Annotated in this window: 10 protein-coding genes; 2 read left to right on the top strand and 8 right to left on the bottom strand. The window is 33.3% G+C overall.

The genetic code is table 11. The features are described from left to right. Positions 1-107 precede the first annotated feature (107 nt). The gene (locus tag ACGLWY_RS12590; protein WP_396620021.1) at positions 108-1,136 is read left to right on the top strand and encodes a T9SS type A sorting domain-containing protein; all 1,029 of its coding nucleotides are present in this window, start codon (positions 108-110) and stop codon (positions 1,134-1,136) included. Positions 1,137-1,582: 446 nt separating this feature from the next. Further along, a complete protein-coding gene (locus ACGLWY_RS12585; protein ID WP_396620020.1) occupies positions 1,583-2,626 on the top strand; it encodes a LacI family DNA-binding transcriptional regulator in 1,044 nt (347 codons plus the stop codon). 259 nt (positions 2,627-2,885) lie between these two features. Here the strand turns inward: ACGLWY_RS12585 and ACGLWY_RS12580 are convergent, their stop codons facing one another. From ACGLWY_RS12580 to ACGLWY_RS12545, 8 genes are all read right to left on the bottom strand, one after another. Further along, entirely contained in the window at positions 2,886-4,493 is a 1,608-nt protein-coding gene (locus tag ACGLWY_RS12580) for a UxaA family hydrolase (protein ID WP_396620019.1), read from the bottom strand. A 25-nt stretch (positions 4,494-4,518) separates the two neighbouring features. After that, on the bottom strand, positions 4,519-5,964 hold the full coding sequence (locus ACGLWY_RS12575) for a tagaturonate reductase (protein ID WP_396620018.1): 1,446 nt from the start codon (positions 5,962-5,964) through the stop codon (positions 4,519-4,521). Between the two features lie 23 nt (positions 5,965-5,987). Then, the gene (locus ACGLWY_RS12570) at positions 5,988-7,289 is read right to left on the bottom strand and encodes a TRAP transporter large permease (protein ID WP_396620228.1); all 1,302 of its coding nucleotides are present in this window, start codon (positions 7,287-7,289) and stop codon (positions 5,988-5,990) included. Between the two features lie 5 nt (positions 7,290-7,294). Continuing rightward, positions 7,295-7,753, bottom strand: coding sequence for a TRAP transporter small permease (locus tag ACGLWY_RS12565; protein ID WP_396620017.1), 459 nt, complete (start codon positions 7,751-7,753; stop codon positions 7,295-7,297). A 90-nt stretch (positions 7,754-7,843) separates the two neighbouring features. Beyond that, the gene (locus ACGLWY_RS12560) at positions 7,844-8,818 is read right to left on the bottom strand and encodes a TRAP transporter substrate-binding protein (protein WP_396620016.1); all 975 of its coding nucleotides are present in this window, start codon (positions 8,816-8,818) and stop codon (positions 7,844-7,846) included. 91 nt (positions 8,819-8,909) lie between these two features. Then, positions 8,910-10,310, bottom strand: a complete 1,401-nt coding sequence (gene uxaC / locus ACGLWY_RS12555) for a glucuronate isomerase (protein WP_396620015.1) — start codon at positions 10,308-10,310, stop codon at positions 8,910-8,912. A 16-nt stretch (positions 10,311-10,326) separates the two neighbouring features. Then, positions 10,327-11,112, bottom strand: coding sequence for a gluconate 5-dehydrogenase (locus ACGLWY_RS12550; protein ID WP_396620014.1), 786 nt, complete (start codon positions 11,110-11,112; stop codon positions 10,327-10,329). Positions 11,113-11,611: 499 nt separating this feature from the next. Then, positions 11,612-12,895, bottom strand: coding sequence for a PepSY-associated TM helix domain-containing protein (locus ACGLWY_RS12545; protein WP_396620013.1), 1,284 nt, complete (start codon positions 12,893-12,895; stop codon positions 11,612-11,614). Position 12,896 lies beyond the last annotated feature (1 nt).

The raw sequence follows: 12,896 nt of genomic DNA, 5'->3' as shown, positions 1-12,896 counted from the left end.
CAGGTAAGTACAGGATGCTAAGATAATTGTATCATAATATTTTTAAGAAGTGTAATGCATTACATTAATAATCATTTATTAACTAATTAATACAACTTAACTAAATTATGAAAACAACTTTACTAAAAAACTTTTTATCGGTTTGTGTTTTAGTCTTCTCCTTGGAGGCTTTAAGTGCGCAAACTACATGGACAGGTGCAACAGACACTGATTTTCTTGTTGCTACAAACTGGGACACAGGGATATTGCCAACTGGAGCAGATAATGTTTTTATCGACCCATCTTCAAACAACCCTATCATAAGTGCTTCTTTATCATCAGCAGGTAATGCAGATGATTTTGTTAGCCATTTAACATTAAATCCTGATAGTAATTTAACCATTGCGGCTAAACTATGGATTTGGTCTAGTGGTGGAAACTCTTTTGGAAGTGGGACATTAAATATAGAAGATGGCGCTGATATAAACATTAGAAATCAAGGTCGTTTTGGAACTAATGCGGCTAGTCCACAAATAGTTAATATAAATGGTGGTTTAGTTAATACTAAAAACCAATTGATTATAGCTGATGCTGGAGATTGCACATTTAACATTAATGGTGGAACAGTAACTTCTACACTTAACGGAATCATTTTAGGTGGATATGCTGGCGTTGGCATATTAAATCTTAATGGTGGTGGTTTAAAAGTAAGTGGTGGTTTCCCAATTGATGAACAACCAACTCGTGCCGGTTCAGGTTATATGACAATTGACAATGGAACCTTAGAATTAACTGGTGATCAAGTATCATTTGTAGAAGGCTATGTTACCGCTGGCAAAATAAAACCAGCAGCAGGTAAACAAATTGTTGTTACTTACGATTCAACTGCTGCTATTACTTATGTAACCGCTACAACACCTTTAAGTATTAATGATGAAACATCAATTGTTACTACAGATGTTAATGCTATTGGAAATAGAATTTATGTGTCTAATGTTAAATCAACTTCAGAAATTAACATTTACAGTATTACAGGTGCTTTAGTAAAAACATTTAAAACAAATGAAGATACTAACTTTAGTTTTAAATCTGGTTTATGGATCGCTACTGTTAAAACTCTTGAAGGTCAAAAATCCATTAAATTATTAATGAAATAATATTTTGTTTTAATATAAAATAAGGATGTATATTGTTATAATATGCATCCTTATTTGCTTAAAAAACTTGTTTTTTTAATGTAATGGCAGTTCTTTTTACGCATAGGCATTATAATAGATGGTTAATGATTATTATTCTTTTTAATGGAGAGATATACAGCAAAAAGAATATTGCTTCTGTTTTATTTACTAAAATTTTCGATTATTTACGAAAAATAAGAAAATAAAAATTGTAATCGATTACAATAAAAATAAAAAAATATCTATATATTGCACTACTATTACTTAAATTTTTATTGAAAAAGCAAAAGATGAATTTTAAATACCCTAAAAATTATATATTGCTCCCATCAAAAATAATTTTTAGTTTTATTAACTAATTATCATTAAACTGTTTTCAAATAACTTAATAAGTTTGTACTCACATAAGCCCAGCCAATTAACTCATGAGAAAAAAAACAACCATCTATGATATAGCTCAAAAGCTTAATATAACTGCTGCTACTGTATCGAGAGCTTTAAATGGCAATCCTAAAATAAGTGAAGCTACACGTAAACTGGTTAATGATACCGCTAAAGAAATGAACTATGAGCAAAACAAGCTTGCTCTAGCACTTAAAAGTGGTAAAAGCTTTAATGTTGGAGTTATTGTACCTCGTATAGATAGTAACTTTTTTGCCTCGGTAATTCGTGGTATTGAAGAAGAATTGCATCCAAACGGCTATCACGTGATTATTTGTCAGACCCATGATCAAGAAAATTTAGAAATAGAAAATATCAACTCGTTGCTAAACGCTCAGGTAGATGGTATTTTAATGTCCATCTCCAATGCTAAGTTAGAAACAAACGACCATTTTCAAAAACTTCTTAGAAAAGGAGTTCCTTTAATATTTTTCGATAGAAAAAAAGATATTGCTGGTATTAGTTCTGTAACCATTGATGATTTTAAAGGCGCTTATGATGCAACTCAACATTTAATAGACCAAGGCTGTAAACATATTGCACATTTGTCTAATAATCGTGAAATACAAATTTTCAAAAACAGGTATTTGGGTTATAAACAAGCGATTATTGATAATGGTCTTGTGTTTGATGAAGGTTTAGTAATAGAAACCATGAGTAAAGTTCTTGAAGGTAGAAAAGTAACTAAACAACTTTTAGCTATGGAAACACCACCAGATGCTATATTTTCTGTCAGTGATTTTACTGCATTAGGTGCTATTGAAGAAATTAAAGCTCATGGACTTAGAATTCCAGAAGATATTTGTGTTGTTGGTTTTAGTAACGAGCCATTTACCCGATTTATGGAACTTTCAATAACTTCTGTAGATCAATCTCCAATAGAAATGGGCAGAATTTCGGCACAAGTTTTTTTAGAAGAAGCCAATAACAGTAAAAAAATAAAATCTGAAAAACAGGTTGTTTTGTCGCCAGAATTAATAATTAGAGATTCTTCTCTTAAATCATCTTCCATACTGCCAAACAATTAATACTTTTACAAAATAAAAGCATAAAAAACCAAGAACTAGTTCTTGGTTTTTTATGCTTTTCTATATTAAGAGACTGTTTAAGTTTTTATCCTTTGGTTCTTTTATACGTCTTTTTCCGCCATACTTCAGCTATTTTTCGGTCCGTAGCTATGGCTATGAACCTCTAAATACCTTCGTCTGATGAAAAAATACACTATTAAATATTCCAAAAACAAAATTCAGACAGTCTCTAGAACAAATTCTTTAATTTACTCACTTTTTATAAAGATACGCCTCGTCTCCAAGGTATAAAATCATTTTGATTTAATAATTTTGCTTTTGTTTGAACTTCTCCACTGGCTACTTTAATAATGAATTCAAGCATTTCATCGGCCATTTCTTCAATTGTTTTTTCACCGCGAATTACGGCACCTGTTTCAATATCAATAATATCTGGCATGCGTTCTGCAAGCTCTGTATTTGAAGACACTTTAATAATTGGTGCAATTGGGTTTCCAGTTGGTGTTCCTAAGCCAGTGGTAAATAAAACCACATTGGCTCCAGAACCTACTAGGCCTGTTGTACTTTCCACATCATTACCCGGAGTACATAATAAATTTAGACCTGGCTTAGTAATATACTCACCATAATCTAAAACGTCTTGCACAGGCGATGTACCTCCTTTTTTAGCAGCTCCGGCAGATTTCATCGCATCGGTTATTAAACCATCTTTAATGTTTCCTGGTGACGGATTCATATCAAACCCTGAACCCGCATCTACCACAGATCTTTCATAAGCTTTCATTAATTTCAAAAACTTTTTTCCATCTTCATCGTCAACACATCTGTTTACCAATTCCTGTTCTACACCACATAATTCCGGGAATTCTGCTAAAACTGCGGTTCCATTAAGGGCTGCTAATAAATCTGATACCGCACCTAAAGTTGGGTTGGCAGATATTCCTGAAAAACCATCTGAACCACCACACTCCAAACCTACACGTAGTTTAGACAAAGGGGCTGGCTCACGTTTAATATTATTGGCTTTTTTAATAGCTTCAAAAGACTCTTTAACGATTGCCGTTAACATCTCGTCTACCGTTCCTATTTGTTGCTGTTCATATATAAGAACTGGCTTGTTTATATTTGGATTGATACTATGCAAAGCTTCTTTGAACACACTTATCTGAAGGTTTTGACAGCCTAAACTTAAAACGGTTGCACCTGCAACGTTTGGATTATTAACGTAGCCTGCTAATAGTTTTGCTAAACTTTCAGAATCTTGACGAATACCTCCACAGCCACCTGGGTGGGTTATAAATTTCACATCAATATTATCGAACACATCTGGCGTTGTTGGCACTACTTCTGTTTCTTCTTGACCACTAACTAGAGAGCGAAGTAACATTTGATGTGGATTCACTTTTTGCTTTAAGAGTTCTTTTTCAAAAACTTCTTTTAAAATTTCAATGTTTCGGTTTTCACAGAAAACCAATGGAAAAAACAACCACACGTTTTCTGTACCAACTTGTCCATCTTCTCTATGGTACCCTAAAAAGGTTTTATCTTTCCATTTATCAACATTTGGTGCTGTCCAACTAAAAGTTTCTGTTCTACCAAATACTTTTTCGCTTTGATGTTTTACATTTTCGACAGTTAAAACATCCCCTTTTTCAATAGCTCCATTGGCAGACCCAACAAGAACACCATACATGATAATTCTATCACCAGATTCAAATTTTTCTAAAGCTATTTTATGTTTAGATTTTGTATCTGTTAGTACTTTAATATCTTGTCCTTCAAAAGAAATTACTTCTCCTGCTTTTAAATTGGCCAAAGCAACTGCAACGTTATCTGATGCATTTACTTTCATGATTTTCTTTTGCATACTAATAATTTAAAATTAGTTGTGTTTAAAACTTTTTGCTATAATTAGCAAATCCAGCTTCAATACCATTGGCATCAATTTCTTGTAAAGCTAAAGCAACGGCTTCAGTTAGGTTATCAACTTTTGTTAAATCTTCACCCCAATAGTCTTCAATACTTAATGTATTTTTAGCAATTTCAGTATAATCGGTAGATTTCCAAATGTCGGCAAAGGTTGCAATAATATCATTACTATCTTGGACTGGTAAAGCTTCTCCATGCCATGTGCCTTTGTAAAAACGTATTAAAGCAGCAAAGGCAAAGGTTAAATTAGTTGGCACTTTATTATGGATTTTCACATATCCCAATAAACTTGGTAGTACTCTTACAGTAAATTTAGAGATTGAATTTAGTGCAATACTTGATAAATTATGGATAATGAACGGATTTCTAAAACGATCGAAAATTTCATCAGAGAAACTATTTAATTCGTCTCTATCCATTTCAAGGGTATCGCTTATTTCACCAAATACCGTTTTGTTAATAAAAGGTCCCGTAAACTCGTTATCTACAGATTGTTTTACTGTTTTGTTTCCGTAAAGTAATGAAAAAGGCACCATCGCAGTGTGCGCACCATTTAATATACGCACTTTTCTCGTGCGGTACGGTTGCATATCATCAACAATCTTAACATCTAAATTTGTTTTGTCGAATGGTAATTTTGCTTTTAAATCATCGCCTCCTTCAATAACCCAAAGAAAAAACACTTCGGCAGCAACTATTAAATTGTCTTGATAATCTAATTGTGCATTATAGGCTTCAATTTCATCTTTTGGATATCCTGGTACAATTCTATCTACTAAGGTACTGTGAAAAGAATTGCTCTCTAATAACCATGTTTTAAAATCATCACCCAAATTCCAATCGATTACATATTTTAAAATGATTTCTTTTAGAGTTTCGGAATTATGATTAATAAGCTCACAAGGAATGATAGTTAATCCTTTACTTGCATCACCATTAAAATGCTTGAAACGTTCGTGTAAAAGTAACGTTAATTTTGCAGGAAACGAACTTGGTGGTTGCATTTCAGGTGTGTCTGTGCTTACATAAGCAATACCTGCTTCGGTTGTGTTAGAAATAATAAATTCTAATGAATCTTCTTTTGCCAAACTTAAATAATCGTTAAAGTTAGCATAGGGATCTACCGCTTTAACAATATTTGAAATTAACTCAACCTCTTGAATTTCATCTCCTTTCTTAACACCTTTCATAAAAAGTGTATATAAACCATCTTGATCGTTTAGCATGCTTACTAAACCCCTATCAATTGGTTGAACTACAGCAATTCCTGCATTAAAATCGGCAGCTTTATTCAATTCTTGAAATGCATAGCCTATAAAAGCTCTTAAGAAATTACCTTCCCCAAATTGTACTATTTTGATTGGAAGTTTTTCTTCCAATCCAACATCTTTTCTGTTTAATTTTTTCATTATAATTTATAATTGAATACTTTTTAATCTAATAATCCGAATACTCTAGGAAGCCACAAACTTAATTCAGGCACATAAGTAACTAAAAACAATACAAGTATCATTGCTAAAAACAAAGGCATAAGTGGTTTAATTACTTTTGCAATAGTTGTATTGGCAACACCTACACCAACAAACAGAACTGAGCCTACTGGTGGTGTACACAAGCCTATACAAAGGTTTAATACCATAATAATTCCGAAATGGATAGGATCCATACCTAATTTTTGAACAACGGGTAAAAATATTGGTGTGAAAATCAATACTGCTGGCGTCATATCCATGAAGATCCCAACAAATAGCAATAACAAGTTGATGATTAATAATATAATAATTTTATTATCACTAATTCCCAATAAAGCATTACTAATATCTTGAGGAATATTCTCGTAAGACATGACCCAAGACATACTCATGGAAGCTCCAATTAACAACATAACAATAGCTGTTGTTGCCGAGGAATCCAACAATATTTCTGGAAGCGACTTGAACGATATTTCTTTATAAACAAAGCCTAGAACCAAAGTATATAAAACAGCGATTGCTGATGCTTCAGTTGCTGTAAAAATTCCTGTAACGATACCTCCTATAACTACCACCAATAAAAACAAACTTGGTACAGCAGCTATAAAAGTTTTAAGGACTTCTCTTATTGAACTTCTTTCTCCTAATTTATATTTTTTCTTTTTAGCCCAAAACATGGCAACAATCATCAAAAACAATCCTGTTAAAATCCCCGGAATGTATCCTGCTAAAAATAAAGCTGCAATTGAAACACCTCCACTGGCTAACGAATAAACAATCAGCACGTTACTAGGTGGGATAATCAATCCTGTTGTCGCCGAGGTAATATTTACAGCTGCTCCAAACTCTTTAGAATAGCCTTCTTTTTCCATTTCAGGCCCTAAAATACTTCCCATTGCCGATGCCGATGCCATAGCCGAACCTGCAATAGCGCCCATTAACATAGCGCCAATGACATTTATTAATGCTAAACCTCCTGGAAGCGAACCCACTAGTGTTTTAGCAAAAGCAATAAGCCTGTGCGCAATACCCCCTTTGTTCATTAACTGCCCTGAGAGTATGAAAAAGGGAATGGCGAGCAATGCAAAACTGTCGAGTCCGGTACCCATACGTTGCGATACAGTAGTAAAAGCTGCTATGGGTGAAATACTTACCATCATGGTTAACATTGCCGAAATTGCAATACTCCATGCTACTGGTGTACCGATTGATAAAAGAAATAAAAAACTAAAGACTAATACAAGAATTGGTATATACTCCATCATAACTATATTTTTAAAAGGTCTGAAATTTTGTAATAAATTATTAAAATTCCGCTAATTGGAATTACCATATAAACAAATGCCAATGGTATTTGTAATGCTGGAGAACTTTGACCTAGTAAATAACTAATATACACCAATCTGAAACCACCAATAACCAATGCAGTAATGGAAAATAATATGATTACTATATAAACCACACGCATTATTTTTTTTTGGTTAGCTTTGCTTGCTCTTGTTGGTAAAACATCTATAGCCACATGCATGTTGCGCCCAGACACATAGGCAGCACCAAGTATGCCAATCCATATCATTAAATAGCGTGCTAACTCATCGGTAAACGAACTTGGCACACCCACAACAAACCTTGTGAATACCTGCCATAGTACATTTATTACCATAACAGCCATTATAACTACAAGTATCTTGCTAAGAATTTTATCTATCTTTTCTCTAAGTTTCATGTTTCTGAAATTTTTTTTAGTGACCACAAACAACACCCATAAATCATGACCCTAATTGGATTTTTGATTATAGATTGTGTGTATTAATTATTATTTTGTTTCTAGAATTTGTTGCATTAATGAATTTATTATTGGGTCATTTTTGTAACTTTCATAAATACTTTTCACTTTCTCTTGAAACAATGATTTATCGGGTCTAATAATTGTTACACCTGCTTTTTCAACTTCACGCAATGCCTCTTCTTCTGCTTCCAACCATAATTTACGCTGATATTTTATAGATTTATCTGCAGATGCTTGTAACCATTCTTGTTCTTGCTGCGATAATTTATTCCATGTTTGCGTTCCTATAACCAAAACATCGGGTAATACGGTATGCTCATCTAAAGAATAATATTTACACACTTCATAATGGCGTGATAAATAAAAACTAGGTGGATTGTTTTCGGCACCATCTACAACGCCCTGCTGTAAAGAAGTATATAATTCGCCCCAAGAAATTGGCGTAGCCGAACCTCCTAATGCCTTAACCATTTCGATAGCAGTAACACTTTCCATAACTCTTACCTTTAAACCCGTCAAATCGCTAGGAATGTTTATTGGTTTGTCTTTGGTATAAAAACTTCTACTTCCTGCATCGTAATATGCCAAGCCTTTTAACCAATATTGCTCGCCATCATCAAGTATTTCTTTACCAATAGGGCCATCTAACACGCTAAATGAATGCTCCCTATCGCGAAACAAAAAAGGAATTCCAAAAACTTTCATTTTGGGTGCAAAATTTTCCATAACACCTACCGATACTTTGGTCATATCTAAACTTCCAATTTGTAAAAGCTCCAAACATTCGCGCTCACTGCCTAATTGTTGACTAGGATAAATTTCGAGTTTCATTTTGCCTCCAGACCTTTGCTCCAAATCTTTACCCATCTCAATCATGGCTTTGTGTACAGAATGATTAACATCTAAACCATGAGCAATTTTTATGGTCTTGGTTTTATTAGTTTCGCCACAACCTACCAGTACTAAAACGAGTATAAGAGTTATGAATTTTATTTTTTGCATTTTTTTGTTTTTAATATTATATGTGCTTGTTTTATGCTGTTGGCGTAAGTAGTCAATTGCTTACTTACATCTTAGAATAAAACAGCTCCTTTTAAAATTTAAAATACTCTTTTGCGTTGAAATAACTAATGTCTGAAACCATTTTACCTATCCATTCCATATCATTAGGCAACTCGCCTCTTTTTATTTCGTCACCCAATAAATTACAAAGGATACGTCTGAAATACTCATGTCTAGGAAACGATAAGAAACTTCTAGAATCGGTTAACATCCCTACAAAACAACTAATAAGCCCCATATTAGAGAGAGCATTTAACTGTTTTATCATACCGTCTTTTTGATCCAAAAACCACCAACCAGAACCAAACTGCACTTTACCTTTCACACTTCCATCGTTAAAGTTACCAATCATGGTAGCCATAACCTCATTGTCAGCAGGATTTAAGTTGTATATAATGGTTTTTGTTAGCTTATCCTTACTATCCAATGCGTTTAAGAAAGCGGATAATTTTTGTGCTTGCGGATAATCGCCAATAGAATCCCAACCTGTATCTGGTCCTAAAATACGATGCATACGCGCATTATTATTTCTTAAAGCTCCTAAATGGAATTGTTGCACCCAGCCAAATTCGTGGTACGTTTCGCATAAAAATACCAAAATAGCACTTTGGAATTTTAAAGCGTCATCATTTGAAACCGCTTTACCTTCTCTTTTCTTGGCAAAAATTGATTTCACTTCGCTCTCGGTGTAGGTTTCAAAATAAATTTGATCCAATCCATGATCACAAAGTTTACAGCCGTTGGTATTAAAAAACTCAACACGTTTTCTTAAAGCACTTAATAAATCTTCATAAGAATTGATTGAAACACCCGCAGCATTTGCCAGAGAATCTAAATATGAATTGTAGCCATCTGCATTAATTAAAATGGCTTTGTCAGGTCTAAAAGCAGTACTCACTTTTACGTTAAAATCGCTTTTAGCCAATTGTTGATGGTATTGTAAATTATCTATGGGATCTTCGGTAGTACAAACCAATTCCGTGTTTACTTTTTGAAGTAATTGGCGACAACTGTAATTACCAGATGTTAATTTCTCTTGGGTTTGTTCCCAAATTTTTTCAGCAGATTTTTCATTTAATAACTCATTGATATCGAAATATCTAGCCAATTCTAAATGTGTCCAATGATACAATGGATTACGCATAGTATAAGGAACCGTTTTTGCCCAATTTAAAAACTTGTCTTTATCAGAGGTTTTTCCTGTAATGAATTTCTCGTCAATGCCTAAAGTACGCATAGCACGCCATTTGTAATGGTCACCACTAATCCAAACATTCGTTATGTTTTCAAAGGTTTTATCCGCTGCTATTTGCTGTGGGGGCAAGTGGTTATGATAATCAATAATTGGCAGGCTTTTAGAATAATCATGATATAATTCTTCGGCGTATTTATTCTCTAATAAAAAATTGTCGCTAATAAAGTTCGTACTCATTTTGTGTATTGAAATATTAATCTTCGTTTGATGGTTTACCTATTGTAGCTAAAATACCGCCATCAACATAAACGACTTGGCCATTAACAAAATCGCTTGCTTTTGAAGCTAAAAAAACAGCAGCTCCAGCTAAATCTTCAGGATTCCCCCAACGTGCTGCTGGTGTCCTGCTAATTATAAAGTCATTAAACGGATGTCCATCTACACGAATTGGGGCGGTTTGGCTGGTTGCAAAATAACCTGGTCCAATACCATTTACTTGTATATTATGTTTAGCCCACTCGGTGGCTAAATTTTGTGTAAGCATTTTTAAACCTCCTTTAGCAGCGGCATAGGCAGACACACTGTTTCTACCCAACTCACTCATCATGGAACATATGTTTATTATTTTCCCTTCTTTGCGCTCAATCATTTGTTTCGCAAGTAATTGCGACATTATAAAAGGCCCCACTAAATCTACATCAATAACACGTCTAAAATCTTGAACTGGCATCGTAATTGCCAATTCACGTTTTATAATACCTGCATTATTTACAAGAATGTGTATGTCTCCTATTTCTTTGGCAATAATTTCTAAATTTTCTTTGGCATCTACTTCGTTTGTAACATCAAATAAATAGCCACTTGCTTTGTAACCTTTGCCTTTATAATAATTTAAAGCATCCTCCATTTTAGATGGGGTTGTGCCTGTAATTATTAATTCTGCTCCGGCACTCGCAAGACCTTCAGCCATAGCCATACCTAAACCATGGGTACCACCCGTTACAAGCGCTCTCTTTCCTTTTAAATTAAATAAATCCATATCTTGTTTTATGTTAATTGTAAGTGTTAAACTCTTTTAGAACTTTGGAAAATTCACGATACAGGCAAAGCTACAATTATTTTATACTTTAAAAAATAATTTGTAATCGATTGCACAAAAATAATAAAATTATTTAAAAAACTAATTTTATTAAGTGTATCATAAAAAAATGATGTGGAATCCGAAGTCATACATTAAACTATTAATAAATTATTGTCGAAATTTAGGTTAAAATATATTTGTCGGCATCCTGTACTGTCCGTCTAGTCATTCACAATATCTATGTTTAACATAAATAGCGGGCAATAAAAAAGTGTGCAAATGCTATTTATTTAACTGAAAATCATCGAATTAACCAATAATAAAATGCTTAGAAATAAAGTTGCGGAATTCCATGTAAAATTGAACGATTTTTGCGTGGAATTTGCTTCACAATTGAAAAATCATTTGACTTTTTGTTGCAAGTCCACAACAGCCAGAGTGCCATTAATTTTAAAATTCAGAGCTTCTTTTTATTAAGCAGATAAACAAAAAAATAATAAGTAAGAATTATTAATATCCCCCAGCCTAGGCTAATAATTATAATGCCCATAAGTGAAGCTCTGTAATGAGAAATAAGATGTATATACATACACATCATCATTAAAGCATAAGTGCTCCAATTGAGATACTTCCAAATTCCCAAAACCTTTTTGTTTTGTTTTTTCTTTTGTTGTGCTTTTCGTTTTAAAGTTATCCAAATTCCAGTAAGGATTAAGGAGGAAATACCTAATCCCATAAAAAACCAAATAATTTTGGTCGCTAATCCACCCCAATAACCAAAATGTAAAGGATCTGCGATGTCATTAATCCACATTGTTGTATTAATGTTTTTTGCATTCTGGACTTTTATAATTTTATAAGTGTATGGGTCAATATAAACCCTATTGGCTCGTTGCCTTACTAAAGCAACATCAGAGGTTCCTCTCACATATATAGTATTATTATATGCTGTTGGGGGATTTAAACTCTGCGCTTTAAAATATGGAATTGCTTTTTCTGAAATGGCAGTTACTTTATCATAATCTAAATCGTAACTTAAGTTTATACCATGCTTCTTTTCGGTATGGACTTCTAGGGTAGGGGATTTAGGATTTACTTCTTTACCGACACCACCAATATTTGTTCGCTCAATAAAATACCATATACCTGTTATGGAAAATAATAATGTAAAAGGGATAGACCATAAGCCCACTAATCGATGAAGGCTTCTAAAAAAGATTAAGGGACCTTTTCCTGTTTGAAGAACAAATAGTTTTTTCCACCATTTTTTGCAGAAAAAAAGAGCGGTCATAAGTGAAATTAACAATAAAAAACTAAAGGATAAAACCATAAAGTTCCCAATCTGAAAAGGTATAAAAAGAAAATAATGCAAATCTCTGAAAAACCGATGGAAAGTCAAATTAGCATGACCTTGAACTATGCCGGTATAAGGATTGGCAAACACATACGTTTGTTTGCCATTTTCTTTCATATAAATAATATCACATAAATAGGGTTCTTCATTTTTCATCCAGTAAGTAATCTTGCCTTCCGGATATATTTTTTTTAAGTTGGCTATGATTAGGTTTTTTGAGGCAAGTTCTTTCTGGGGTGTAGCCCTTATTTCAGAAATAAACAGCCAATCCATTTCATGGCTCAGTGTTGCCAAAGTACCAGAAAAGCATACTATAAAAAATAGTATGCTTAGCTTTATACCGATCCAACTATGAATATTGAAAAGTTTTTTTCTTGTAATTTTCACG

This window comes from Mariniflexile sp. HMF6888, from assembly GCF_044335535.1.
In the GTDB taxonomy this organism is placed as follows: domain Bacteria; phylum Bacteroidota; class Bacteroidia; order Flavobacteriales; family Flavobacteriaceae; genus Mariniflexile.
This window is presented reverse-complemented; position numbering and strand designations above follow the sequence as displayed.

What these genes read in the sequence shown, in the direction of transcription:
- ACGLWY_RS12590 (WP_396620021.1), top strand. Translation starts at nt 108, where the DNA reads ATGAAAACAACTTTACTAAAAAACTTTTTATCGGTTTGTGTTTTAGTC.
- ACGLWY_RS12585 (WP_396620020.1), top strand. Translation starts at nt 1,583, where the DNA reads ATGAGAAAAAAAACAACCATCTATGATATAGCTCAAAAGCTTAATATA.
- ACGLWY_RS12580 (WP_396620019.1), bottom strand. Translation starts at nt 4,493, where the DNA reads ATGCAAAAGAAAATCATGAAAGTAAATGCATCAGATAACGTTGCAGTT.
- ACGLWY_RS12575 (WP_396620018.1), bottom strand. Translation starts at nt 5,964, where the DNA reads ATGAAAAAATTAAACAGAAAAGATGTTGGATTGGAAGAAAAACTTCCA.
- ACGLWY_RS12570 (WP_396620228.1), bottom strand. Translation starts at nt 7,289, where the DNA reads ATGGAGTATATACCAATTCTTGTATTAGTCTTTAGTTTTTTATTTCTT.
- ACGLWY_RS12565 (WP_396620017.1), bottom strand. Translation starts at nt 7,753, where the DNA reads ATGAAACTTAGAGAAAAGATAGATAAAATTCTTAGCAAGATACTTGTA.
- ACGLWY_RS12560 (WP_396620016.1), bottom strand. Translation starts at nt 8,818, where the DNA reads ATGCAAAAAATAAAATTCATAACTCTTATACTCGTTTTAGTACTGGTA.
- uxaC (WP_396620015.1), bottom strand. Translation starts at nt 10,310, where the DNA reads ATGAGTACGAACTTTATTAGCGACAATTTTTTATTAGAGAATAAATAC.
- ACGLWY_RS12550 (WP_396620014.1), bottom strand. Translation starts at nt 11,112, where the DNA reads ATGGATTTATTTAATTTAAAAGGAAAGAGAGCGCTTGTAACGGGTGGT.